This is a genomic window from Xanthomonas sp. WHRI 1810A, assembly GCF_040202885.1.
GTDB lineage: Bacteria > Pseudomonadota > Gammaproteobacteria > Pseudomonadales > Pseudomonadaceae > Aquipseudomonas.
This window is the reverse complement of the sequence record NZ_JBEGED010000009.1, coordinates 128121-153822: the sequence shown is the minus strand read 5'-3', so window position 1 is coordinate 153822 and position 25702 is coordinate 128121. Positions and strand designations below refer to the sequence as shown.

Genomic DNA, 25702 nt, shown 5'->3' with positions numbered 1-25702 from the left:
AAAAAATGGCTTTCAAAAAGGCATTAAAAAGCCGGCTTGTGGGCGGCGTTGTTAGTGATTTTTAGGTTGTTTTTGCTGGGTGAAAGTGATGCTAAAGCTTTTGTCCCCCCATTTGTCCCCCCATTAACGTATCGAGTGAGTTTCACCTTAATGCTTTGATAGGGACGCATGCGCTGGGCAACACTTCAATCTGTTGATAGCTTATGGTTATCGATTTTTGATTTCTAATAGATCTCAAGGTTCTCAATCTCGTTCGGCATAGTGAAGACCATAGGGTGCGAACGAGCGGGGTCAAGAAAAAGCGCTGAACATCTTCTGTGTCTGTGTATTTATACAGTACTATGGCTACCTTATCAGACTGGTGACTCCATCCAGTCTGGGATAGTATTGGTGCCTATGATCATATTACGCCCTAACCAACGACCCCAATTCTCGGGTCACGAGACCTTCCCCCTTCGTCAGCTTTGGCTACGCAAGGCTTATGATGCTGTTGCCTATTATAGGAATCTAGGGCTTACCGCGCCCAAGACCGTATTTTCGGAGGATTCCGCCATCGCTCGGTTCGGGGTGGGGAAAAATATGGTCACGTCTATAAGGTTTTGGGCTACAGCCTGTCACATCATCGAGGAGTCAGATGGTGGATTCGTGCCAACTGAATTGGCAGACATGCTGTTTGATCCAGAAACCGGGCTTGACCCATTTGCTGAGCAACCTGCAACCACTTGGCTCATGCATTGGTTTCTCGCAAGTAGCCCGGAGAAGACCACGACATGGTATTTCATCTATAACCATGTAGTTCAGCAGGTATTTAAGCGAGAGAGCATTGTCGATGCCTTGTCGGGAATGATTTCCGAACACAATCTACGTATTTCACTTGCAACTCTTAAAAGAGATGTCGAGTGTTGTATTAGAAGCTATGTCCCAAAGCTTGGGGGCGATTCTCCTGAGGAAATAAGTGAGCCTCTTCTTGGTGAATTGGGTTTGATTCAGCAAAACACCAAAGATAGTTTCGAATTTCGGCGTGGCGCCAAACGATCATTACCTGATGGGGTATTTGCGTATGCCCTACTTGATTATTGGGAGAATTTGGGTCAGTCCGGTTCAGTTATGGCCTTTGATCGCGTGGCTCACGACTATGGTTCTCCTGGAAGGGTTTTCAAACTGGATGAGCATGCCGTAGCTGATCGCCTGATGGGGCTTGAACAGCTAAGTAAAGGCCAGCTTCTGTGGACGGAACAAGCTGGTATCCGGCAAGTTACTCGACAGGGGAATGCCTTGAACGATATTAAAAAAGCAAAGAGCACATTTTTGAAGGCCGCCTATGCCAAAGCTTAAGCAGAATGCAGAGCCGAACGTCAATAAGCTTTCGGATGTAGTTCATATTTCTCGGCAATTTCTTCGTTCTGTTAGGCTTGATGCCGATCTAGGTCGCGATGACGCATTGTCTGGGTATGTATGCCAAGGGACTGCGCGTGCATTGCTGGAAAATATGGCTCGCCAAATTACTGAAACAAAGCAAAGAGCATTTACGTGGACAGGTCCGTATGGAGGAGGTAAGTCTTCCCTCGCTCTAATGCTTTGTTCCTTGGTAGGCTCAAACCAGCTAGTTAGGGCAAAAGCGAAAAGCATCTTAGATCTTCCTACCGATAACGTTGTTTACAGAGCTTTTGACGCCCGTGAAGACGGTTGGGTGGTTGTGCCTATCGTAGGCAAGAGAGCTAGTATTGTGAGCGAACTTTCAAATGCCTTGGCGAAGGCCAAGGGAGAGGCGCCACCTAAGAAAAAAGCTATTGATGTGGTAGGTGAGATTGTCTCTACAGCAGAACTCCATCCTCAAGGAGTTCTTTTAGTAATTGATGAGTTGGGTAAGTTGCTAGAAGCGGCGGCCCAAGATGGCGATGATATTTACATATTTCAGGAGCTTGCCGAGGCTGCGAGCCGCAGTAACGGAAAGTTGATAATTGTAGGTATTTTGCATCAGGCTTTTGATGCATATGCTTCCAGGTTGGGCAGGCAGTCGCAAGATGATTGGGCTAAGGTTCAAGGTCGATTTGTTGATATTCCGTTAGTTTCGGCTACGGATGAAGTCGTTGAACTTATCGGCAAAGCTATCGAGGTGTCGACGGTTGAACATTTGGTTGATGCTCGCGCTCAGTCGGATGTCATCGCTAAGTCCATAAAAGCCAGGAGGCCAAGTACTCCACTTGGAATGGGCGCAGGACTGGTAAAATGCTGGCCACTTCATCCGATTACCGCTGCACTTCTGGGGCCGATATCAAAACGACGTTTTGGCCAAAATGAGAGAAGCACTTTTGGTTTTTTAGCTTCTCGTGAACCGCTTGGCTTTCTTGAGTTTTTAGAAGGAACCAATTGCTCTGAGCATTTAACATACGGGCCAGCGCGCTATTGGGATTATTTAAAGGCCAACCTCGAGCCAGCTATAATTGCTTCTACCGATGGTCATCGATGGGCCGTTGCTTGTGATGCAGTTGAGCGAGCAGAGGCTAAGGGCGATAGCCTGCATGTTGAGTTGACAAAGGTTGTTGCTCTGATTGAGATGTTTAGAAATGGTTCAGGAATCGTGCCGGAAGAGAAAGTGCTTTCGGTTTCAATTCCTGGAGTTTCCTCTGTTGATATACATAAAACGCTAATAAATCTAGTTAATTGGAAGATTTTGATTGAGCGTAAGCACCTAGGCGCTTATGGAGTTTATGCTGGAAGTGATTTTGATATTGAGGCTGCAGTTAATCAAGCTAGATATGAAATAGGTACATATGCGCTTTCCCAAGTTTCAGCTTTAAGTGATCTTCAGCCAGTATTGGCGAAAAGACTCTATCAAGAAACTGGAACAATGCGATGGTTTAGTCGGCAGATAATCCGTTTGTCTGAGGCGGGTGAGTATCTGAAGAAGCTGAAGCCAGAAAGAAGTAGTGTTGGCGCATTTCTTCTTTGTTTGCCTGAAGTCGGGCAGTCGGCAAATGCTGCTGACTCACAAGCCAAGAAACTAAGCTCGGAAAATATCGAGCGTGCACTACTTTTTGGTGTGCCGGCTAACGCAGAAAAAATCGCTGATTTAAGTCTTGAATTGGCTGCCTCGGAAAGAGTAATGCGTACTAGGCCGGAGCTTGAAGGTGACTCTGTCGCGAAGCGGGAGTTGAACGGGCGAGTAGCAGCAATTAGATCCTCGCTTGAGGAAGAGTTGACTGATGCCTTTAGTCTATCGAGATGGTATTACAAAGGTGTCGTTCAGGTGAGAGCTAGAACTGCATCTCTTTCAGTAATAGCCTCGGGGATTGCCAAGGATATATATTATAAAGCTCCTAGGATACTTAGCGAGTTAATAAATAGAGAAGAGCTATCTAGCAATTCAAGTAAGGCCCGAAAAGACCTGCTGTATCGGATGATAGCTTATACTTTTGAACCCGAGTTAGGTTATCAGAGTCATCCTGCTGATGCTGGTCTCTATTATACCGTTCTTCACAGCACGGGACTGCACGCTGAAAGAGGAGAGGGTTGGGCTTTTGGTGAGCCACTAGAAGGGTACAAGTACAATGACATGAGCTCTTTATGGTGGGATACAGAGAGCTACCTGTTGCAACCCAAGAGCACGGTGTCGCTAGCTGACTTATATGAATTCTGGGCTGCTCCGCCTTATGGCATTCGCTCGGGCTTGATGCCGGTCTTGGCCTTAGCCTTTTTTCTATCAAATCGTTCCGCGCTGGCAATGTATATTGACGGTGGCTTTACTCCGGATATCACAGAGGCCGCAATAGATGAATGGCTTCAAGACCCAAAAAGGGTTAAATTTCAATTTGTTGAAGCTTCTAAGGATAAAGTAAAGCTTGTGTCGGCAATTGCTGAGACTGTTTCAATATTTTCTCAGAATGGAGCTGATGTTGAACCTTTGGATGCTGCCCGTGGCTTAGTAAGTATGGTGGTTGGTTTGCCTGCTTGGACTAGGCGCACATCCACGGTCTCCCAGATGGCTCAAGATGTTAGGGCTATGCTTCTAAAAGCTAATGATCCTCACAAAGTGATATTTGCCGACTTGCCAACAGTGCTTGGTGCTCTTGATTCAGATGATCTTATTGCTAAATTGAAACTAGTAACTGATGAGCTGTTTTCGGCCTATCCTGCGATGTTGGCTCGGGTTAAGGAAAAGCTTTTCGCGGCATTGGATCATACTGGGCGAGACGTTGAGGCATTACAAAAGCGGGCTGCTGGGGTTAAGGGTATTACCGGAGATTTTTTGCTGGATGCTTTCGCCACAAGATTAGAAACTTATGTGGATGATACTGAAAGCATTGAAAAAATAATTAGCCTCGCAACTAGTAAGCCGCCTGCTCAATGGGTGGATCGTGATATTGACGCTGCTTTGTCGCAAATTGGCTCATGGTCAATAGAAATTAGAAAAGAGGAAGCCATGGCTCCTCTCCACGGCCGGCCAGCATCCCGTAGGGTCATTGGCGTGGTTTTTGGTGCGAAGCATGGTCAGGATGCGACAGGTTCTATTGATATCGCCGAAAGCGATGTTGTAGCTGTTGATGAAGTAGTAAAGCGTTTGCTCGCGATGACCCAAAGCGAGAGTCGAGAAATCGTTATTGCCGCACTGGCTGAAGCGGGAGCTCTCCTTATGAGTCAGCGAGTTCAGGAGAACTCAAAATGACTGAGCATCATGTTTTAGGGTTGTCTGGCGGTAAGGATAGTGCTGCACTAGCTGTATACATGAGTCAGCATTATCCCGATCTAAATATTAAGTATTTCTTTACGGATACGGGAAAAGAACTTCCTGAGGTGTACGAGTTTTTAGGGCGCTTGGAGGGGTTTCTTGGTAAGCCAATCGAGCGTCTTAATCCACATAGGGATTTTGATTTTTGGCTTCGTCAATACAATAATTTTTTACCATCGGCCAACACTCGGTGGTGTACAAGAAAGCTGAAATTAGATCCTTTTAAACAGTGGATTCATCCCTGGTTAAAGGCGGGAGACAGAGTCTACAGCTACGTAGCAATCCGCGCCGACGAGGAACACCGTGAAGGTATGATTGCGAGGGAAGACAATCTCGTGGTCAAGCTACCATTCAGAGAAGGTGGCGTAGATAAGCCAGGAGTAATTGATATTTTGGAAGCGTCAGGTTTGGGCTTACCAAAGTATTATGATTGGCGATCTAGGAGCGGATGTACCTTTTGTTTTTTTCAGCAAAAAATTGAATGGGTGAATCTTAAGCAGAATCATCCAGATCGCTTTGAAGAAGCAAAAGAATATGAAAAAAACGCTGTCGATAGTGGCTCACCCTTTACCTGGAGTCAGGGTGAATCATTAAATGATTTAGAGAAGCCAGAGCGTGTGGCACAAATAAAACAGGATTTTGCAGTTCGAAAAGCGCGAGATTTAGCACGAAGAAAGCCTAACCCATTGCGAGTCGCGGATGGGGAGCCTACAGATATAGATGATTTGTATTTCTTAGATGAAGGCGGTGGTGCCTGTCTAGTTTGCCATAAATAACCTATTAGGAGTGTTTTAAATGCCAATGGAAGCAAAGGATATTTTTGAGGCAAATTCAAAGACAGTTCGCGAGCTGTTGAGTGAGCGTGGCTTAGGTTTGTATGTGCCTCCGTATCAGCGTCCTTATGGTTGGGACGCCGATAAAGTGAGTAAGTTGGTTGAGGATACACTTCATGGTTACGCTATGCTGGTCGGGAGTGATGAAAGCTTTACTTTTCTCGGTACGGTTATCACGATACACGATATAAATTACACAACAGTCCAGCCTATAGTTCGCCAAGATGTGCCGGGTAAACTGCTGACAGTTATAGATGGGCAGCAGCGTTTAACTACCTTATTATTAGTTTGTTTGGCTCTGCACAACAACATTGGTCTGGCCCATAGCAAACTTTTAAAGTCTAATAAGTCCCTGGCGCCCAGTGAGTGGCCTGCCGCACTCTTGTGGTTAGACGGTCAGGCTCGCAGAGTAATGGAGGAGCTAGCGGCAACTTTTCATGAGCGGCAAGCGTTCGGAGACTCACCTCTTTATCCTCGAATGATTAGGTCGTTTGATGATCAGTGGTCGCGAAGTGCTCATCTTGCAAAATACGAGTCCCCCATCGCCAATCTGATTGCCAAATATATAGCTACCTTGGGTGGTGATAAAGTACTTGAGTTCAAACCTCAGAAAAGAGAAAGTCGCATCGAAGGCGAGGACGCATTAGTTGAACGATATATTCAGCTGTCGAAGATTTTCAAGCCTATAGCTACGGGTGGTGTAAGAAGAGAAGAGCTCGAAGAGTTGCCAACGACTAAAGAGGTTCTTGCAGCAAAACCTCTTCAGCAGGCATTGCTTAATCATGAATTTCCGCAGGAAGTAATTGATGAGTTGGAATCTGCCGAGGTTTCTCAAGAATATACTGGTCTTTTGCATCTGATACTTTTAGCAGGTTACTTGCTTAATAGAGTTGCCGTGACTGTGGTGAGAGGTAAGAATGAGGATTATGCCTTTACAGTCTTTGAGTCTCTGAATACCACGGGAGAGCCACTCACGGCCTATGAAACATTTAAGCCTCGGGTTGTAAGTGCTGAGACGTTGGCTAAGTTTGAGCAGTCTGAATCTCGACGTTGTTTGAACGTTGTATCTGATTATCTATCTGGTTTTAAAGTTGGTGATAGGCTACAAGCTGCAACTTCGGATTTATTAATTTATTTTGCCGCAGCAGAAACTGGTAAGAAGCTTTCAAAGCGTTTGGCGGATCAGCGGCGATATTTAAAGGAAGAATTTGAAAGGTATGAGTCTGATAAAGAGAAAAGGGTACAGTTTGTAGCACACTTGCGAGATGTAGCCACTTTTATTCAGCACTCATGGGAGTTCAATGATAAAACTCCTTCTTTAGCAAATCTCCCTGTTGATGCTACTACAGATTTTGTAAAGCTGTGCCTTAGCTATTTTCGAGAGTTGAAGCATACTGTCGTCCTCGCTCCTCTTGTAAGATTTTATTCGGTTGCCATCTCTGCTTCAGATAATGAAAGAGCTCAGAAGATATCTGATTTTGAAGAGGCTATTAAGGCCATGGCGGCTTTTTCTGTTCTGTGGCGAGCGTCCCACCGGGGTACTGCGAACATAGACCAGGAGTATCGAGAGGTCTTAACATCTGTAAGCTCGCTAACGGGGCTCCCGCCACTTGCACGGAAGAACCGCTCAGGAAACACAGATTCGCCTGAGCCGATTGTTGATGTTGCAAAATTAAAGCAAGAGCTACGTGCACGCTTAACTCATCCTAATCATGGCGGAATGGTTGATCGAGAGAGATTTGTTAGCGATGCATCTCAAATTCCCGCGTATCAGAACAGTCGGGCCACTGCAAGATTTATTCTCCTGGCAGCTTATCACGACGCTATAGCTGATCCAGCAGGAAATGGGCTGATAGTTTTGGGTAAACAGTTTTCGTCGCCCTGCCTCACTTATGAAGGCTATATAAACGACCGTCATTTGTCTCTCGAACACGTCTCCCCGCAAACGTCTGCGGAAGGCTGGGATAAAAATAATTACGTGAATAGAGAGGCTGTTCATCGGATTGGTAATCTGGTGCTTGTTCAGTCTGATGCCAACAGTTCATTAGGCAATCGACCGTGGAGTGAAAAGCGAGTTCTCTACAAAGCTTTAGGGGCTCCATCTCACCAAGAAGCAGAGTCTATACTGGCTGCTGCTTCCGATGCGGGGATTAGTCTTCCCGACTCAACTCAGCAACTTGCTCAGATGTCATCACATATGCCGCATTTAACGGCACTTGGAGCATATTCGCAAGAATGGAGCGTAGAGTTTATAGACGAAAGATCAAGAAGACTACTCGGTCTGGCGTGGGATCGCTTAATGCCGTGGCTGCATTAAGAGGTCGATACTGGTTGTGATAAAAAAACAGGCACGGATACCCGTGCCTGTTTTTAATGAATTCCGACCGGCCTATCATGCTTGTCATAGCAAATCGGATGCTCGCAGTAGCCACCGGCGTTTAATACCTCCATTTCGTAGATCTCAGGTAGGTACTGTTTAAGATCTGCCTTGGGCACCTTTTGATCATTTATCGTACATTCATCGTCAGCCCGAGGGTTACACCAGGCTTTTGCGACAACTACATTTTTGGTGGGTTTGGTGAGCTGCTGATCGGAAGATTCTGGGGTGTCATCAACTGTGGCGTCACCGAGCGCCTGCGTATCTAGGTCGTATTTGTCGATCATGTCTTTTACGGTGCTCTGGTTTATACCTCGGTCCAGCAAAAAATCTTGGAGAATTGTTTTCGCTTCCGAGTAAGTAACTGTTCTTTCATTCTTGTCAGGGCCGCCGCTTAATAGGTATGCAATTGGGTAGCCGTCTTTGCTTTCGTAGATGTAATAATAGATAGAGAGGCTAAAGTTGATATCTTGGTTATAGATGCCATAGATCCCAGACTCGTTTGCGACGAAACACTTCCCTCTTCTGCAATTGCCGCTAAGCTGGTTGCTAAATGTAACGTTTCGCTCTTGTTGTGCATTCCATTGAGTAATGTTTCTTGGTAGCGTAAACCAAGTGCATCGATAAAAATCCGCTCCGTACTGATTCTTGGCCTTAGCGCAAGGTATAGCGTAGGGTAGGCCTTCCATGCTCATTTCGTTGGGCAGGTTCGGGGAATACATGCTTCCGTAATCTACTTGTGCACTTGCTGTAGTCCATTTAAAAAATATCGATATAGCAATTAATACTTTTCGTAGATGGCTTGTCATAGCCGTTTCCTTTTGAAGGTCGGGTATTTACGTAGATGATTGTTCGGGCAGGGTTCGATGAAGTGAGACGGACTACTTCTTGTAGCGGACAATCAGCTTCTTGTTAATGTAGTCCTTGAGGATCTCGTAATCAGGGTTGTAAGTCGACAGAGCATGGCCTACGCAAGCTGCCGTGCCGATTACGCCAGCGGCTATCGTCACAGGGGCAGACAATATGCCTAGTACCGCACCAAACGCACCACCTTGAGCTAAGGCGCTTTTGGTATCGCTTTTTACTCGGCATTTCATTCCCAGACTTTCAATTTTAGTCTCGACCATCTTGATGCCTGCCTTGAAATTACCCCTAAGGCCAATGACCTCAAAAGTGGCCTGGGACCTTACAAGGCCCTCGACAGCCGCTTCATCCAGACCGCTTACGACATTCATATTTAGAGCTCCCTGCGGGTAGAAAGAGGTACTAGAAGGTCGGCAATCAACCTTTAGGGTTGAGTCTCGGTTTTATAGGTCCTTCATGTCAATAGGTTGATGCCCAACCATCCAGGTCGGACTGGAGGGTGGCATGACGACAACCGAATCAAAGCAGCTGAGGACGCGTGTGGGGCAGGCGATTGCGCGCCAGCGAATTCATTGTGAGTTGAAGCAGGAGCAAGTAGCCGAGGCGCTTGGGATTGGCGTTGAGGCGGTCTCCCGAATCGAACGTGGAGTCGTAATGCCGAATATTGAACGTTTGGTCGAGCTCTCGGACGTGTTCGGTTGTGAAGCGGCTGATCTACTGACTGAAGGGAGCTCGCGACCTGAGGACCAGGCACGGCGTGTTTACGGCTTGCTCGCGAGGATTGGAGAGCAGGATCGTGAGCTTGTTGTGGGCATTATCGAGCAGCTAGTAGGACGGCTCAGCGGCAGGTAGTCATAAGCTTCCTGGTAACGCTAAGGTCTCAGTGGCTCTGTTTGGTGCTGATCTGATCAGGCGTAGCGCTGTGTGAGCGTTCTGGGGATCACTCAACGGATTGGCTTTCATGAAATAAAGACACCCGGTCAGCTTTATAGCTGGCCGGGCGCTATGCACTTGAGGCTTTAATGTCACGCAGCAAGCTGAATGGCCTGATCTAGGGCGCGTTGTTTTATCTGCGCGCCTTGGCCAAACCATGCAGAGTCCATTCGGTATTCGGTGCTGCGTGCTCGACGCTCGTGATCGACAAACTCCGTGACTGCATTGAGTAGGCCCCATGCAGTACCTCGCGCAGATGCGAGCTGGCTGCCTCGACCACGGCCCTCGTAAAGTTCCTGTACCTTACGCAGCGCTCGTTCGTTGGGCAGTTGCCCTGGGAGGTTGTCGCTTGGTGACGTGTCGCACAGCACGCTCATGAAGTAGCCCAGAGCTTCATGCCACTGAACTTTGCGTTCAGCGAGATGGCGCATGCGGTACATGAATTCGTCCCAGCCTGATACTGCTATGCCGAGCTGCTTTTTCACTGTATCGGGGTCAAAGCGGGTGTTGTGAGGCACTTTGATTGCGTGCGTATTGCCATCCAGCGCGATGGCCAGCGTGTTATTGCATACTACGCGAACGGTGGTCGGCGTTGCTGTGGTCGCCAGTGTACCGTCACAGGAAGTGGCCAGAAGCAAGTAGCCGTTGACCCGATCATTGTCCTGTAGTGCTGTACCCTGACCGGTACGTGCTAGTGCCCAAAACTTGCGACCACCCTTCAATACGCCAGCGGTTTCCAGCTCGTAGCCGGAGACCTCGGTGAGATCACGGTAAAACTCCAGAACATCCCTAGGTTGTACCGTGTGATAACGCTGCGAGACGACTGACAGAGGCGCTTTTGTGTCGGAGCGATATAGCACCTTTTGTTCTGGGAAGCTGTGGATGGCGCTCAGGTGGCCGATAGCATCTGATTTGAAATGAACTGCGCTTTCTTGGATCTGCCAGTCCATTCCGGCTTCGCGTTGCCAGACTTCGATTGGTTGCTTTGGGGAGAGCTGATTACCCAAGCCATGCCACGGGGTGGCGCCAGCGTAGGCCATTGTTTCTATGAGATGAGCCATGGTTCAAATTCCTAAAGGCGTGAGGCGGCATAAAGTGCTGCGCTCTGCGCAGCATCAACGGGTGTGTTTGTTAGCGGAGTGGGCGGGGCGAAGAGGTTGGGAGGTTGAAGCGGTGCCCGCAGATCAGGCAGAGGTTATTTGCCAAAACGTGACGATCCAGTTTTTCACCTAGCTGGGCGCCTAGCGCACATCCACCTACGCCACCCACCAGGCCACCCAGGATTACGCCCGAGAAAGCGCCTAACGCCAACCCCAGCGGTCCTAGGGTTGAGCCCATGGCGGCGCCGAATTGGCCACCAGCTAAAGCGGCGCTGGCTCCTCGTGCTATGCCGCCAACTGCCCCGGCGGTTGCGCCGATTTTCATTGCGGTTTTAAGTGATGCGATTTTGGTTGAATTGCATGCTGGGCATTGCGATGACATCGGTAAGCTCCTAGTGGGATTTGTCAAAGCAATGATGTGAGTTTCTAAAAGTTTCGAATCGAAGATTGTTATTTCCTTGGCATTGCCATAAAGCATGTTTTTTAGATTGAAACGGCTTATGGTCGCTTTTTTTTGATATGACCTGGCATGGTTTAAATGTTGGTTCTCTAAGCAAAAGGAACCAACATTCCTCTAACGGGAACCAACTTTTCAAGGCGCCGCGCGTGCGCACACAGGCGCGTGATACGCTACTAATTAATCCTTGTCTATACCATGTCGAGATATATTTCGTGGGTTAAAAACGCTCGAAGTTTAACGGTGAAGTCGAGCAGCTGCCGCTTTCTTGCTGGTGTCCCCATGTGGATATTGCTTGCTGGGTTGAGCGTGACGAACCCGAAGTGATTCCGTCATGCTAGTAGCCTCCCCAAAACCAGCGTTTGCAGGGAATTTTTTACCAGAAGTAAACGTAATGACTGTGGGCTTGAGAGAACGTACGTTACGTCACAAGACGAAGTTACGAGGTATCGGATATGCAGGAATATTCTAGTATGGGCGTAAAAGTCCTCCGGATGAAGCAATTGTGCGCCTGCTTGGGCCTCTCTCGCTCTACTATCTACGACCGTATTAATCCTGAGTCGAAGCGTTACGACGAGACATTCCCTAAACCATTCAAAATGGGAGGGAGCGCTGTGGGGTGGTTGGAAGCGGATGTGCAAAAATGGTTAAGTGACTGGTTGAGCAAATAGCTGAGGTTGGAGAGCTAGCGGGGATCTAACTTATATTATCAGCTTGTCTAGATTGCCCGTGTTTCCTTAGGTGTCGCGACATTGTTGCCCGTAAATTACGCTGTTTTGGCGATGCTTGAGTATTGGTATCTATGTTATTAAGGAAGTGTTTGTAAGGCTTAAATATGATTGCTTATGCCTAAGAGATGGTTGAATGGCAGGTGCTCTTAAGTCTGTTAGAGTGGGTGATAGTTATGGAGTTTGATGTGGATCTGAGCCTTGAGCAGATGCTTGAATATGAGGCTTTCATTTATGCTGAAAACGATGGTGTACCGGTGCACATCGTCACTGATCACGGGGAGCATAGCGCTGATCTAAGACGTATCGTTAATGTGATTGAGTCTGTGGTGAGGTATGGAAAGCCGTTATTCCTGCCGCGCCTCTCAACGGTGAAGAAAAGCGCACGGTGTGCTGCGTTGGAAGCGGCAGTGCTGAGCGTGACTGGAATAGATCCAGGCCTTGTGAAGAGCGTATTCCCACATCATCAGTTTAATCCGGTGGTGAATGCTTTTTTTAAAGTAGAAAAGGGAGTTGTTGAACAGCTCAGTACGCGCTGCTATGTTGATTTATCCAAAGATGACAACGCCATCCTGCATGAGTTTGTTGAGAATCTAATCGCTGAAGTAAAGGGCGAATCCGTTCAAATGAAATTGAATGGTTTCAAGCGTTCGGCTAACAAGGCTTATAAAGGGCTGCGAGATCTTATCGACGCTCTTTATGTTCGGTACTCAAGGCTGTTGGTCGTTCGTCTGGATCTGGGGTATAGAAATAAATATTGCGCTCCTGCGGGATTGCTTAGCGTTGGTTACGAGGAGGCTAAAAAGCATAGAGAGGACTTGCTAAAATATTTTAGGCTGAAGATGTCCCCTGCTATCGTGGGCTATGCTTGGAAGCTTGAGTATGGGCTGGATAAAACCTATCATTATCATTTTTTGCTGTTTTTTGATGGTGCTAAGAGTCATCAAGATATAGTCATCGCTAAGGCTGTAGGGGATCATTGGTCTAACTGTATCACTGATGGGAAAGGAATTTACTATAATTGTAATGCCAACAAGGCTGAGTATAAGGCGCGTGGCATTCTAGGTATTGGAATGATCGGTCACGATGAATTGGACTTGAGGAATGGCTTAACCACTGCAGCGGCATATCTTACTAAGGTCGATTTATTTGTGCGAATGGTGATCTCGGAGGGGGGGCGATGTTTCGGTAAAAGCGGAAAGCCCAAACCTAAGAAGGTCTCAGGCGGGCGCCCGCGTCGAAATTCACCAAAGTGTCGCGTTCAGTCTGAGTCCTTAACGTAGGTGCCTAGGAAGGCGTCTCTCACGACAGAGCCGTCTTCTTTCATCCAGTCTGTAATCAGATTGCCTAGTCGCGATTTTGTTAATTTCATTTCAAGCTTTTTGTTAAGGCTGATTACTTCCTCTAGAATAGAGTTTGCTGCATCTCGTTCGGTTTTCCAGCCGTCTACAGGTCTGCTTCCGGAGATGAGATTAGCAACCTGAAGTTTCTTCCATTGGCTTTTCTCTGAGCGACCTCTGGCTGCTGCTACCACTCTAGGCTCCTCTCTACCGTCCGTTAGGCCAATGAAATAGCTACTTTTGCACAAAAATTTCCACGCATCAGCTAAGTTTTCCGCGTCTCGCTGCTTTACTGCAAGATACCAATATGTCAAGGCAGTAAGGCAGCTCTGCTGGCGTATAGGGAGTCGTTTGACTTCATCTGTGAACAAACCTGTAGGAGTGCCGAAATCAACGATCACGCACTTGTTAACCTTGTCCTGTAGGTCGTGCACGATTGTATTTGGAAAGTCTCCGAAATGAACTGCAATCATACCGGCTATTGTTTCTTCTATCTCGGTTATCTCGATAGTTAACTGATTGCTCATTTTTGTGTCTCATCAGATTTTGTGTATTCAAGTAGGGGGGGTCTAACCGCCTCCTTTCTCGTCTGAATTACGAACCCTGCCCACTCACTCATTAACAAGCGGCGCTTGTCCAAATAATCCGAACGGGAATATGCCCCCTCAGTCTGGTCTCGCTCATCATGTGCGAGGGCCATTTCACAAACTTCACGTGCGTAATGCGTACACTCGCCTGCCCAATCCCGAAAGGATGATCTGAATCCGTGTCGGGTGACGTGTTCGTACTCCATACCGTGCAAAAGCGTGCGTATCGCATTTGCATGCGTAACCCCTGTCTTACCTTGTCCTGGGAACAGATACGGGCTGCCTGTCACTCTCGGAATGCTACGAACCAGGTCTAAAACTCCCTTCGCTAACGGAATGGTGAAAGCGACCCTCATTTTCATCCGCTCGGCTGGCAGACACCATATTGCTGCATCTAGATCAAGTTCATCCCATCGGGCAAATCTAACCATGTGTGCGCGCGCACTGGTCAGGATAAGCAGTTGAGCAGCCTTAGATGGTGCGGTGTCAATTCCTCTGAGCTTCGTCATGAGTAATGGGACGTCCCGCCAATGAAGCGCCTCAAAATGCTCACGCTTGCGTGCTTTCTTCTTCTCGGCCCGGCTCAAGAGATTTTCAAGATGTCCACGCCATCGAGCAGGGTTTTCGCCCGTTCTCAGTCCCCGAGATTTAGCGGCATCTAAGACTTGCTCGATCTGCCCACGGACTTCATCAGCGGTTCGGGTCTTGATTCCCCAGATGGGTTGCAGCACCTTGAGAATTTGAGCTGTGTCGATGTGTTCAGTTGCGAGTTTGCCGATATGACCAAACGCATACAGCTCCAGCTTACGAAGCCAGCCCTTGCGCCATTTATCAGACCATGCGGCACCGTGAGCATCGCGATACTCAGTCGCAAGCATCTCAAATGTGAGTTTTTTTGCTTCGCTGGCGCGCTGTGCTTCGCGTTGCGTTGCGCGCTCAATGTCGCGAGCTGCGAGCGGATCGATGCCATCGCTTAGTTGGGTGCGTTTAGCACTGGCATCGAGCCTGGCTTTCTTGAGGCTGACTTCGGGGAATGCGCCGAGCCCCATTTCCCGTCGACGACCTGCCAGTTGGAAACGCAGTAGCCACGATTTTCGTCCTGTTGCTTTCACAACAAGGCGCAATCCGTCGCCGTCTTCGTAGGTGCCAGGTTCGGTCAGGTTTTCGACCTGTTTCGGATTAAGCTTACCCATGTTCTTCTCCTGTAGACGCCCGCTGTCCCCCCACCTGTCCCCCCACGTAATTGTCGGATGAAGTCGAATCTGATCGAGCAGCATCGGACAAAGGAATAGCGGAAACCCCCCGCGTAGCTAAGCTATCAGGAGATCTAAAAGACAAGGTAGGATTATTTCGGACAATTAAAAAGCCGGCTTGTGGCCGGCTTCTCGTGGGCAAGTTTGGTTAGTTTTTGGCTAGCCGCACCTGCCTGCAAAAGTGCGCTGCAGGAGAGCGCGTGTGAGTTAACCGAGGCGGGCGCGGGGCCGGTGCCTGGTTTGTCATCCCGTCGCGGGTAGCGGTGGGGTGATGAAACGAAGGCGCACAGGATACTGATGTCGACCTGGAATTCCCAGCGTGGATTTTTCCCGTAAGCCCTATGCCATTCCGGGTCACAGCACGGTCGCCGGATGTCGACGGTTGTTGAGGGTGGACCACCAGAATATCCAGCCCAGCACCTGGAGGTGTTGGTCCTGGATTTGCTCGGCGGTGAAGAGTTCGTCGGGGTATTCGGCGGCGTTGTGGCTGCGCAGTCGCAAGCCGCCGCCCGGGAGGCGGTAGAGGTATTTCACGCGCAGCATGCCGTCGTGTTCGAGGGCGTAGATTTCGCCGTCGATGATGTGGGTTTTGCCTCGGTCGACGCCGAGCAGGGAGCCGTCCTGAATCTTGTCGGCCATGCTGCTGCCGACCATGGCGATGCAGATGGCGTTGTGCAATTCGACGTCCATGGCGTCGAGCACGCGGCGGGACAGGCGAATCTTGTGGTTGGGCATTTCCCGCACGGCGGTTCGACGAGCGTTTTGGTTGTGCTGCTCGTTGTAGACCGGGAGGTCAAGTTGATCCCGCGCGCTGCTGCGCTCGCCGCGTGGTCGCTCGGCGTGCTGGATTCTGGCGCGGGCTTCTTCGGGGTGTTTGGGGCCTTCGCCGGTTCGCAGCCAGCGAACGTTGACGCTGAGCAGTTCGGCCACTTCTTCCATGCGGGCCAGGGGAACGCCGCGTTTGAACCAGTTGTTCACGTGCTGAGGCGTGACCTTGCGGTTGACGGCGAAGTCCGTGGCGGAGAGATGGCACTCCCGCAATAGCATGCGTAATCGATCACCTGATGTATTCATGCGGCGAAGTTTACGGCGGGATCACGTTTGTTTAAATAAACGAAGTGTTCAAATGCGTGCCGCTTCAATGTTCTGAATAAGCGTTTGAATATCAGTTTTAGATTGAAGTTGTAGGACGGTTCTGTAGTTGTATCTTATTGAGTCAACAACGCTGAAAGGCCCGGATGTACTGCGTCATACGGCTCGCGAATGCTACGCCATTGATATAAAAGGTAGTTTTCAGTGTGGTACGAAGTTGTAGCGGCTTTTGAAGTGGCAGGAAATGCCTGGAAGTTGCGCTAGATAAACATTTTGTTTGCAGGAAGGGATGTTTAAACATTTACACAGATATTTTCTGTGCTGCCGCGCTTATTAAGCTGCGACCTGCAGCACACCCGAGGCTGGGTGAGCTGCAGATAGCAAATCGGGATCAGCCTTTGTAGGCGGCAACCGATTTCATGATCTCGGTGCGGGCGGCTTCTGCATCGCCCCAACCTTCGATTTTGACCCATTTGCCTTTCTCGAGATCTTTGTAGTTCTCGAAGAAGTGCTTGATCTGCTCCAGCAGCAACGGCGGCAGATCGGTGTATTCCTTCACATCGACGTACAGCTGGGACAGCTTGTCGTGCGGGACTGCGATGACTTTGGCGTCGCCGCCGCCGTCGTCGGTCATGTGCAGGATGCCGACCGGGCGAGCGCGGATGACTGAGCCTGGGGTGACCGGGTAAGGGGTCACGACCAACACATCGAGCGGGTCGCCGTCGTCAGCCAGGGTGTTGGGGATGAAACCGTAGTTGGCCGGGTAGAACATGGGGGTGGCCATGAAGCGGTCAACAAACAGGCAGTCGCTGTCTTTGTCGATTTCGTATTTGATCGGGGCGTGGTTAGCCGGGATTTCGATGGCGACGTAGATGTCATTCGGCAGGTCTTTGCCAGCCGGAATCTTGCTATAGCTCATTGGGCAGTGCCCCCTTTGTTGACCAGTCAGAATCTGGCGATGAACGCCAAAAAGTGGGCCGGATTATAGGCATATTCCAGAAGGGTTGCCATGTGGCACGGCGGCTTCTAGAGGTGGGTATGAGCCTGATAGACCGGGTTTTCGCGTTGAAGTGCCATCAGCCGGGCGAGGGTGTCCTGGCGATAGAAGGCTTTCAGTTGTTCATAGACAGCGGGGTAGGCCTGAGCCAGCAAGTCCGGGGCGCTGAAGAAATATTCGCTGGTGACCGCGAAGAACTCGGCCGGGTCTTCAGCGGCATACGGGTCGATGGCGGTATCTGCGTCGGGATCGGCGTCCAGTTGGCGGTTGAGGTCGTCGTAGGCGCGTTGCATCGCGTCAGTCCAGTCCGCGACGTTCATCCCTTTGTGGAGCGGCGGCATGCCGTTGGCGTCGCCGTTGAGCATGTCCAGCTTGTGCGCCAGCTCGTGGATCACCAGGTTATAAGCGTCACAGCCGCCACTGGACAGCACGCCGGCCCACGCCAGAATCACCGGCCCCTGCGCCCACGCCTCGCCGCTGTGCTCGCCGTCCCACTCGTGTTCGATACCGCTGGCATCGCGATGCCGTTGCGGGCTGATGAAGTCGTCGGGGTACAGGATGATTTCGTGAAAACCCTGATACCAATTCAAGTCGTCCAGCGCCAGTAGCGGCAGTTGCGCCTGCGCGGCCAGATAGAGGCGCGACTCGTCGTCCAGCGCGACGCCCTCCAGTGCGGTCAGGGTTTTGCTTTGCAGGAACAGAACGCAGTTGTCCAGCAGCCGGCGGTGCTCTTCAGCGCTCAAGCCGTCGAGGATCGGCAGTCGCTGGCGAACCCGGTCCCAGAGCTCGGCGGGGAGCGGGTGACGCGCCAGGGTGCGTCGTTTGAGCCAGCCGCCGAGCGACCACATGGCTCAGCGAGCGTCGGCGGACCGGCCCGTGCGGCCGCGCACCAGACCGACAATCATCGGCGCCAGCGAAATCAGGATGATCGCCAGTACCAGCAGGGTGAGGTTTTTCTTGATGAACGGAATGTTGCCGAAGTAGTAACCCAGCGCCACCAGACTGCCGACCCACAACACCGAGCCCAGGGCGCTGAAGCCGAGGAAACGCGGGTAATGCATCTTGCCGACGCCCGCCACGAACGGCGCGAAGGTACGGATGATGGGCAGGAAGCGGGCGAGGGTGACGGTTTTGCCGCCATGGCGATCGTAGAATTCGTGGGTGCGGGTCAGGTAATCGCGGCGGAAGATTTTCGAGTTCGGGTTGCTGAACAGCTTGTCGCCGACCGTGCGCCCGATGATGTAGTTGGTGCTGTCACCCAGAATGGCCGCGGCCATCAGCAAGCCTGCCAGCAGCACCGGGTCCATGCCCCCGCCTGCCGCGACTGCGCCGGCGATAAACAGCAGCGAATCGCCCGGCAGAAACGGCATCACCACCAGGCCCGTTTCGCAGAAGATCACCAGGAAAAGAATGGCGTAAACCCAGGTGCCGTAGTTGGTAACCAGTAAATCCAGATAAACATCGAGGTGAAGAATAAGGTCGAGCGGGTTGAAATCCATGTACGGCACCTGGGTGGTGAGACCCCGACGAGGGTCACGTGCGGGTCGGAGGGGCAAGCGATGTGGGCGGCATTATAGGGGCAAGCAACGCGGTGGCGCTGGCCGGGTGTCGACATTGAAACATTTGGTCGCAGTCGGTTGCCTTAGCCGCGCACCGTTGTAGGAGCGCGCTTGCCTGCGAAAGGTTTATGCCTGTGACAACTATTTTGTAGAAGGCAAAGTTATCGCGGGCAAGCGCGCTCCTACGGTTACTCTTCCAGCGCCCTTGCTGACCGGCAAAATCATTCAATTGCCTGAACGGTTTGAGGAAAGGCAAACCCACCTGTGATCAGTCTTTCGGGCCTGCGAGCAGGAAGTTTTCCGCGGTCTTGAGCGGCTCGTCCGACTCAATGGTTTGCAGTTCGGCTTCGTCCTTGAGGCTCACGCCTGACAACTGCCGACGACACGCCTCACGCATCAGGTACAGCAACCGGTGCGCCGCCATCCCGTAGCTCAAGCCCTCAAGCCGTACATTGGAAATGCAATTGCGGCTGGCATCGGTCAGGCCGACCTTCGGTGCGTAAGTGAAGTACAGACCCAGGCTGTCGGGGGAGCTGAGGCCCGGGCGCTCGCCGATGAGGATGACCACCATCTTCGCACCCAGGCGCTGGGCAATGTCGTCGGCCACGGCAACCCGGCCCTGTTCCACCAATACCACCGGTGACAGCGTCCAGCCTTCCGCACGGGCTTGCTCTTCCATGCGCTCAAGAAACGGCAACGTGTGGCGATGCACCGCCAGTGAAGACAAACCATCGGCCACCACCACCGCCAGATCGACCCCGCCGGGATGGGCCTGGGCGTACTCGGTCAGTGTCTGAACAGATGCATCATCGAGCTTGCGCCCCAGATCCGGCCGTTGCAGGTACGCGTCGCGGTCCACGGCGGCGCTGTGCAGGAGCAGTGTTTCCCGGCCTTTGGCGGTCAGCGATTCGATGATGGCGGCGTGTTCGAACGGCAGATGCACGGCATCGCGGGCCTGGGCGTGGGCGGCCTGAAAATCCAGCTGGGCCGAGGTCGGAATGCTGGTGCCGGTGCGCCCCAGGGCGATGCGCGCCGGCGTCAGGCGCCGCAGGTCCAGCCAGGGGTTTTCTGAGGTTGGCGTCAGATCGGTCGTTTTATCCACGGGTCCGGTACTCATGCCAGGTGCGCCAACGCCTGACGGAACGCCGGTGGCAGCGCATCGCCGAACCGCACATGCCCGTCGGCCTGAGTGAAGATGCCCATTTTCTCCAGCCACGCTTCGTACTCCGGGGATGCACGCAGGCCCAGGGTTTGCCGCGCGTACAGCGCATCGTGGAACGAGGTGGTCTGGTAATTGAGCATGATGTCGTCGGAACCGGGGATGCCCATGATGAAGTTAATCCCGGCCACGCCCAGCAACGTCAGCAGCGTGTCCATGTCGTCCTGATCGGCTTCGGCGTGGTTGGTGTAGCAAATGTCGCAGCCCATGGGCACACCCAGCAGCTTGCCGCAGAAGTGATCTTCCAGGCCGGCGCGGATGATCTGTTTGCCGTTGTACAAGTACTCGGGACCGATGAAGCCCACCACCGTGTTCACCAGAAACGGATTGAAATGGCGCGCCACCGCGTAGGCTCGGGCCTCGCAGGTCTGTTGATCGATGCCGTGGTGGGCGTTGGCCGACAGGGCGCTGCCCTGGCCAGTCTCGAAATACATCAGGTTTTGCCCCAGCGTCCCGCGGTTCTGGCTCAAGCCTGCGTCGTAGCCTTCCTGCAGCAGGTTCAGATTGATCCCGAAGCTGCTGTTGGCCGCTTCGGTGCCGGTGATTGACTGAAACACAAGATCCACTGGCACCCCACGATTGATGACCTCGATGGAGGTGGTGACGTGGGTCAGCACGCAGGCCTGGGTCGGGATGTCGTAGCGCTGGATGATCGCGTTGAGCATTTCCAGCAGCGCGACGATGGACGAGGTGCTGTCGGTGGCCGGGTTGATGCCGATCATGGCATCGCCGTTGCCATACAGCAGGCCGTCGAGAATGCTGGCCGCGATGCCGGACGGCTCATCGGTGGGGTGATTGGGTTGCAGCCGGGTCGACAAGCGACCGCGCAGGCCGACGGTGTTGCGGAACCGGGTCACGACGCGGATTTTCTGCGCCACCAGGATCAGGTCCTGCACGCGCATGATCTTGGACACCGCCGCGGCCATCTCCGGCGTCAGGCCGGGGGCCAGGGCTTGCAGGGTGGTTTCGTTGGCGTGATCGCTGAGCAGCCAGTCGCGAAAACCACCCACGGTCAGGTGGCTGACCGGGGCGAAGGCGAGGGTGTCATGGGTATCGACGATGAGCCGGGTGACCTCATCGCTTTCGTACGGAATCAGGGCTTCTTCAAGGAAGTGCTTGAGCGGGATGTCGGCCAGCGCCATCTGCGCGGCGACGCGTTCGGCGTCATTGGTGGCCGCCACGCCCGCCAGAAAATCCCCGGAACGCGCCGGGCTGGCCTTGGCCATGACGTCCTTGAGGCTGTCGAAGCAATACGTCTGGACGCCGACAGAGTGGGAAAAGCTTGCCATACCGTTTCTCCGTGCCGCCGGATACGGGTGATCCGGGCGTGGTGTCCCCGGCGCTGACCATGGCCGTGGACTGTGGGAAGCCATGCAAGCAATTAATACTCCATCGTGGCGGGGAGCGCCAATTGTTGGGGTTCAAGCGCGTTCTTTGTTCCATGTTGGGTGCCTAACGTTCCAACATGGCGCACCGAGGACCTTGTAGGAGCTGACGAGCAGCGCGAGGCTGCGATCGCGGTGCATCAGACAAAACTCGGTTAAATGACACACCGCATCGCAGCCTCGCGGAGCTCGTCAGCTCCTACAGGAAAGCGTGAATTCCAAAAACACCAACGGCCTCCGAAGAGGCCGTTGGCGGTCCATCACTCAAGCCGCTGGCTTAAAAAAAGCCCAACGGATTGATGTCGTAGCTCACCAGCAGGTTCTTGGTCTGTTGGTAATGCTCAAGCGCGACCTTGTGGGTTTCGCGGCCGACGCCGGATTTCTTGTACCCACCGAACGCCGCATGGGCGGGGTACAGGTGATAGCAGTTGGTCCAGACGCGACCGGCCTTGATCGCGCGTCCCACGCGGTAGGCGCGGTTGATGTCCCGGGTCCAGATGCCGGCGCCCAGGCCGAATTCGGTGTCGTTGGCGATGGCCACGGCTTCGGCTTCATCCCGGAACGTGGTGACGCTGACCACCGGCCCGAAGATCTCCTCCTGGAACACCCGCATCTTGTTGTTGCCTTTAAGCAGCGTCGGCTGGATGTAGTAGCCGGTGGACAAATCGCCCTGCATCTTCTCCACTTTCCCACCGGTCAACAGCTCGGCGCCTTCGCCCTGTGCGATATCGAGGTAGGACAGGATCTTGTCGAACTGCTGCTGCGAGGCCTGCGCGCCGACCATGGTGTCGGTGTCCAGCGGGTCGCCGCGTTTGATCTTCAGCACCTTCTGCATCACCACCTCCATGAACTGCGGGTAGATCGATTCCTGAACCAGGCAGCGCGAAGGGCAGGTGCAGACTTCGCCCTGGTTGAAGAACGCCAGCACCACGCCTTCGGCGGCCTTGTCGATGAACTCGGGCTCGGCGCTCATGATGTCTTCGAAAAAGATGTTCGGCGATTTGCCGCCCAGCTCAACCGTGGATGGAATAATGCTGTCGGCAGCGAGCTTCATGATGTGCGAGCCGACCGGGGTCGACCCGGTGAAGGCAATTTTGGCGATGCGCTTGCTGCTGGCCAGGGCTTCACCGGCTTCGCGGCCATAACCTTGCACCACGTTCAGCACGCCTTTGGGCAACAGATCGCCGATCAATTCCATCAGCACCGTAATGCCCAGTGGCGTTTGCTCGGCGGGTTTGAGCACGATGCAGTTGCCAGCCGCCAGCGCTGGCGCGAGCTTCCAGGCGGCCATCAGGATCGGGAAGTTCCACGGGATGATCTGGCCGACCACGCCCAGCGGCTCGTGGATGTGATACGCCACGGTGTTGCCGTCGATCTCGGCGGCGCTGCCTTCCTGGGCGCGCAGGACGCCTGCGAAATAACGAAAGTGATCGACTGCCAGCGGGATGTCGGCGTTGAGGGTTTCGCGTACGGCCTTGCCGTTGTCCCAGGTTTCAGTGATCGCCAGCAGTTCGAGGTTCTGCTCGATGCGGTCGGCGATTTTCAGCAGGGTCAGGGAGCGCTCCTGCACGGAGGTTTTACCCCAAGCATCGGCTGCAGCGTGCGCGGCGTCGAGGGCTTTGTCGATGTCTTCGGCAGTCGAGCGAGGAAACTCAGCGATCAGCTTGCCGGTGATAGGGGAGGTGTTCTCGAAATACTGGCCTTTGACCGGCGGGACGAATTCTCCACCGATGTAGTTGCCGTATTGGGTTTTGAAGGTGACGAGGGCGCCTTCAGTGCCGGGGTGGGCGTAAAGCATGGTGAATATCTCCGGGTTTTTGTTGTGGGGGAGAGCTGACGTGAACAGTCGCTCGACGATCTTGCGCTTTTTCAAGCGTAGAGCAAAGGGAGCGGCTTTGCGTCGCACCCGCACGGGCGCCAACTAGAAGGTGCCATTTGAACCTCCCTACGCTAACCTGCGCCCATGGTTTAAGAGGTCGGTCATGCACATTCATATTCTCGGTATTTGCGGCACGTTCATGGGCTCGTTGGCGGTCCTCGCCAAGGAATTGGGCCATAAGGTCACGGGCTCCGATGCCAACGTCTACCCCCCGATGAGCACGCAGTTGCTGGCACAGGGCATCGAGCTGACCCAGGGTTACGACCCCGCGCAGCTTGATCCGGCGCCGGACGTGGTGGTCATCGGCAACGCCTTGTCGCGGGGCAACCCGGCCGTCGAGTACGTCCTGAACAAAGGCTTGCCGTATGTCTCCGGCCCGCAATGGCTGGCCGATCACGTGCTGCAGGGCCGCTGGGTACTGGCCGTCGCCGGCACCCACGGCAAGACCACCACCAGCAGCATGCTGGCTTGGGTCCTGGAACACGCCGGCATGGCGCCGGGCTTTTTGATCGGGGGCGTACCACAGAACTTCGCGGTCTCGGCGCGCCTGGGCGATACGCCGTTCTTTGTGGTCGAGGCCGATGAATACGACAGCGCCTTTTTCGACAAGCGCTCCAAGTTCGTTCACTACCGGCCGCGCACGGCGATCCTCAACAATCTTGAGTTCGATCACGCCGACATCTTCCCCGATCTGCCCGCCATCGAGCGTCAGTTCCACCACTTGGTGCGCACCATCCCGAGTGAAGGGCTGGTTATTCACCCGACCACCGAGCCTGCATTGCAGCGTGTGATCGAGATGGGTTGCTGGACGCCGGTGCAGACCACCGGGCAAGACGGCCAGTGGCAGGCGAAATTGCTGAGCGAAGACGGCTCGAAGTTCGAGGTGATCTTCGACGGCGTGGCCCAAGGCACGGTTGATTGGGACATGACCGGACAGCACAACGTCGCCAACGCCCTGGCAACCCTGGCGGCCGCCCGGCATGTGGGCGTCGTGCCCAAGCAGGGCGTCGAAGCCTTGAGCGCCTTCAAAAGCGTGAAGCGCCGCATGGAGAAGGTCGCCGACGTGCGCGGCATCACGATCTACGACGACTTCGCCCACCACCCGACCGCCATCGCCACCACGCTGGACGGCCTGCGCAAAAAGGTCGGTGACGCGCCGATCATTGCCATCATTGAGCCGCGCTCCAATTCCATGAAGCTCGGCGCGCACCGTGACGGTCTGCCGGAAAGCGTTACCCAGGCCGATCAGGTCATCTGGTACGCCCCGGCCAACCTGGGCTGGGACCTGGCGGCCACCGCTGCACTGTGCTCTGTGCCGTCCCTGGTCTGCGATTCGCTGGACGCCATCATCGAGCGCGTGAAAACCCTGGCCCAGCCCGGCACCCATGTGGTGATCATGAGCAACGGCGGCTTCGGCGGCCTGCATGGCAAGCTGGCCGAGGCGCTGACATGAGCGGCCCGGAACGCATCACCGTGGCAATGACTGGCGCGTCTGGCGCGCAATACGGGCTGCGTCTGCTCGATTGTCTGGTGCGCGAAGACCGTGAAGTGCATTTCCTGATTTCCAAGGCGGCGCAGTTGGTCCTGGCCACGGAAACCGACGTGTCGCTGCCGCCTAAGCCTGCGATGATGCAGGCGTTTCTCACCGAGTACACCGGCGCCGAAGCCGGGCAGATTCGGGTGTATGGCAAGGAAGACTGGATGTCCCCCGTGGCGTCCGGCTCCGGTGCGCCAAGCGCGATGGTGGTGGTGCCCTGTTCGACCGGGACCCTGTCGGCCATTGCCATGGGCGCGTGCAATAACCTGATCGAGCGCGCGGCGGACGTCACGCTCAAGGAGCGTCGCCAGTTGATCCTCGTCCCTCGTGAGGCGCCGTTTTCCAGTATTCACCTGGAGAACATGCTCAAGCTGTCGAACATGGGTGCCGTGATCCTGCCGGCGTCGCCCGGGTTTTATAACCAGCCACAGACCATCGACGACCTGATCGATTTCGTCGTGGCGCGGATCCTGAATCTGCTTAACATCCCGCAGGACATGCTGCCGCGCTGGGGGGAGCATCATTTTGGCGCGGATGAATAAGCGGCTGGTGTTCACCGCGCTGGGGCTGCTGTTGACCAGTGGCTGCGCGACCGTCAGTACCCTGGACGCCAATCAGCCCGGCGCGCCGGTGGTGTACGCGGGTACACGACTGGATTTGTACGCGATGGAAGGGGGTTGCTGTGCCAAGGACCGCTTCGGCACCGAAGCCCCGAAATACCCGGGGCTGGACCTGCCGGGCAGTGCGCTGCTGGACACGCTGTTGCTGCCGTTGTCATTGCTGACCGCGATTGGCGTGGGCTTTCAGGCGACGGGTGGGTTGTAGGTTCGTTC

The 25702-nt window shown here is 53.3% G+C and carries 22 protein-coding genes; 10 read left to right on the top strand and 12 right to left on the bottom strand.

Annotated elements, in window-relative coordinates; genetic code table 11:
* Nucleotides 1-396 precede the first annotated feature (396 nt).
* The 4 genes from ABQX22_RS15255 to ABQX22_RS15240 are packed head-to-tail and all read left to right on the top strand — an operon-like array spanning nucleotide 397 to nucleotide 7879.
* Complete coding sequence (locus tag ABQX22_RS15255) at nucleotides 397-1335, top strand: DUF4007 family protein (protein WP_024668982.1); 939 nt, start codon at nucleotides 397-399, stop codon at nucleotides 1333-1335.
* Nucleotides 1322-4666, top strand: a complete 3345-nt coding sequence (locus ABQX22_RS15250) for an ATP-binding protein (protein ID WP_236534493.1) — start codon at nucleotides 1322-1324, stop codon at nucleotides 4664-4666. The genes ABQX22_RS15255 and ABQX22_RS15250 overlap by 14 nt, the downstream gene beginning before the upstream one ends.
* Nucleotides 4663-5505 (top strand): phosphoadenosine phosphosulfate reductase family protein, encoded by an 843-nt coding sequence (locus tag ABQX22_RS15245; protein WP_024668980.1) that lies wholly within the window; start codon nucleotides 4663-4665, stop codon nucleotides 5503-5505. The genes ABQX22_RS15250 and ABQX22_RS15245 overlap by 4 nt, the downstream gene beginning before the upstream one ends.
* Nucleotides 5506-5524: 19 nt before the next feature.
* Nucleotides 5525-7879 (top strand): DUF262 domain-containing protein, encoded by a 2355-nt coding sequence (locus ABQX22_RS15240; protein WP_236534495.1) that lies wholly within the window; start codon nucleotides 5525-5527, stop codon nucleotides 7877-7879.
* 53 nt (nucleotides 7880-7932) lie between these two features.
* Here ABQX22_RS15240 and ABQX22_RS15235 read toward each other — a convergent pair whose 3' ends face one another.
* Together ABQX22_RS15235 and ABQX22_RS15230 are read right to left on the bottom strand one after the other, a co-directional pair.
* Nucleotides 7933-8748, bottom strand: a complete 816-nt coding sequence (locus ABQX22_RS15235) for a hypothetical protein (RefSeq protein WP_349800683.1) — start codon at nucleotides 8746-8748, stop codon at nucleotides 7933-7935.
* A 72-nt stretch (nucleotides 8749-8820) separates the two neighbouring features.
* Nucleotides 8821-9174 carry a hypothetical protein gene (locus tag ABQX22_RS15230; protein WP_236534497.1) on the bottom strand — a complete coding sequence of 118 codons (354 nt, stop codon included), beginning with the start codon at nucleotides 9172-9174 and terminating at the stop codon, nucleotides 8821-8823.
* Between the two features lie 133 nt (nucleotides 9175-9307).
* Here ABQX22_RS15230 and ABQX22_RS15225 point away from each other — a divergent pair, with 133 nt between their 5' ends.
* Nucleotides 9308-9655, top strand: coding sequence for a helix-turn-helix domain-containing protein (locus tag ABQX22_RS15225; RefSeq protein WP_236534498.1), 348 nt, complete (start codon nucleotides 9308-9310; stop codon nucleotides 9653-9655).
* Between the two features lie 173 nt (nucleotides 9656-9828).
* Here the strand turns inward: ABQX22_RS15225 and ABQX22_RS15220 are convergent, their stop codons facing one another.
* On the bottom strand, nucleotides 9829-10797 hold the full coding sequence (locus tag ABQX22_RS15220) for a DUF932 domain-containing protein (protein WP_236534499.1): 969 nt from the start codon (nucleotides 10795-10797) through the stop codon (nucleotides 9829-9831).
* A 951-nt stretch (nucleotides 10798-11748) separates the two neighbouring features.
* Here ABQX22_RS15220 and ABQX22_RS26960 point away from each other — a divergent pair.
* Together ABQX22_RS26960 and ABQX22_RS15215 are read left to right on the top strand one after the other, a co-directional pair.
* Nucleotides 11749-11964 (top strand): helix-turn-helix transcriptional regulator, encoded by a 216-nt coding sequence (locus ABQX22_RS26960; RefSeq protein WP_441005295.1) that lies wholly within the window; start codon nucleotides 11749-11751, stop codon nucleotides 11962-11964.
* A 233-nt stretch (nucleotides 11965-12197) separates the two neighbouring features.
* The gene (locus ABQX22_RS15215) at nucleotides 12198-13304 is read left to right on the top strand and encodes a YagK/YfjJ domain-containing protein (RefSeq protein ID WP_236534500.1); all 1107 of its coding nucleotides are present in this window, start codon (nucleotides 12198-12200) and stop codon (nucleotides 13302-13304) included.
* On the opposite strand, the gene ABQX22_RS15210 is transcribed toward ABQX22_RS15215, so the two are convergent.
* From ABQX22_RS15210 to exaC, 9 genes are all read right to left on the bottom strand, one after another.
* Nucleotides 13283-13888, bottom strand: a complete 606-nt coding sequence (locus tag ABQX22_RS15210; protein WP_236534501.1) for a hypothetical protein — start codon at nucleotides 13886-13888, stop codon at nucleotides 13283-13285. The two genes, ABQX22_RS15215 and ABQX22_RS15210, sit on opposite strands and share 22 nt — an antisense overlap.
* Nucleotides 13885-15141, bottom strand: coding sequence for a tyrosine-type recombinase/integrase (locus tag ABQX22_RS15205; RefSeq protein WP_349800682.1), 1257 nt, complete (start codon nucleotides 15139-15141; stop codon nucleotides 13885-13887). Before ABQX22_RS15205 ends, ABQX22_RS15210 begins: the two co-directional genes overlap by 4 nt.
* A 414-nt stretch (nucleotides 15142-15555) precedes the next feature.
* Entirely contained in the window at nucleotides 15556-16248 is a 693-nt protein-coding gene (locus ABQX22_RS15200; RefSeq protein WP_349800681.1) for a S24 family peptidase, read from the bottom strand.
* A gap of 436 nt (nucleotides 16249-16684) precedes the next feature.
* Nucleotides 16685-17212, bottom strand: coding sequence for an inorganic diphosphatase (gene ppa, locus ABQX22_RS15195; RefSeq protein WP_282379152.1), 528 nt, complete (start codon nucleotides 17210-17212; stop codon nucleotides 16685-16687).
* 107 nt (nucleotides 17213-17319) lie between these two features.
* Nucleotides 17320-18138 carry a zinc-dependent peptidase gene (locus tag ABQX22_RS15190; RefSeq protein ID WP_349800680.1) on the bottom strand — a complete coding sequence of 273 codons (819 nt, stop codon included), beginning with the start codon at nucleotides 18136-18138 and terminating at the stop codon, nucleotides 17320-17322.
* A gap of 3 nt (nucleotides 18139-18141) precedes the next feature.
* Entirely contained in the window at nucleotides 18142-18789 is a 648-nt protein-coding gene (locus ABQX22_RS15185; RefSeq protein WP_349800679.1) for a DedA family protein, read from the bottom strand.
* A 328-nt stretch (nucleotides 18790-19117) separates the two neighbouring features.
* Complete coding sequence (gene eutC / locus ABQX22_RS15180; protein ID WP_349800678.1) at nucleotides 19118-19966, bottom strand: ethanolamine ammonia-lyase subunit EutC; 849 nt, start codon at nucleotides 19964-19966, stop codon at nucleotides 19118-19120.
* Entirely contained in the window at nucleotides 19963-21357 is a 1395-nt protein-coding gene (locus ABQX22_RS15175; RefSeq protein WP_349800677.1) for an ethanolamine ammonia-lyase subunit EutB, read from the bottom strand. Before ABQX22_RS15175 ends, eutC begins: the two co-directional genes overlap by 4 nt.
* 373 nt (nucleotides 21358-21730) lie before the next feature.
* Nucleotides 21731-23251, bottom strand: coding sequence for an acetaldehyde dehydrogenase ExaC (exaC, locus tag ABQX22_RS15170; RefSeq protein WP_349800676.1), 1521 nt, complete (start codon nucleotides 23249-23251; stop codon nucleotides 21731-21733).
* Nucleotides 23252-23435: 184 nt separating this feature from the next.
* Between exaC and mpl the strand changes: the two genes are divergently transcribed.
* From mpl to ABQX22_RS15155, 3 genes are read left to right on the top strand one after another with little or no spacing between them, the layout of a single operon-like run.
* Complete coding sequence (mpl, locus tag ABQX22_RS15165; protein WP_349800675.1) at nucleotides 23436-24785, top strand: UDP-N-acetylmuramate:L-alanyl-gamma-D-glutamyl-meso-diaminopimelate ligase; 1350 nt, start codon at nucleotides 23436-23438, stop codon at nucleotides 24783-24785.
* The gene (gene ubiX / locus ABQX22_RS15160; RefSeq protein WP_349800674.1) at nucleotides 24782-25411 is read left to right on the top strand and encodes a flavin prenyltransferase UbiX; all 630 of its coding nucleotides are present in this window, start codon (nucleotides 24782-24784) and stop codon (nucleotides 25409-25411) included. Before mpl ends, ubiX begins: the two co-directional genes overlap by 4 nt.
* A complete protein-coding gene (locus ABQX22_RS15155; RefSeq protein WP_349800776.1) occupies nucleotides 25404-25694 on the top strand; it encodes a YceK/YidQ family lipoprotein in 291 nt (96 codons plus the stop codon). Before ubiX ends, ABQX22_RS15155 begins: the two co-directional genes overlap by 8 nt.
* Nucleotides 25695-25702 lie beyond the last annotated feature (8 nt).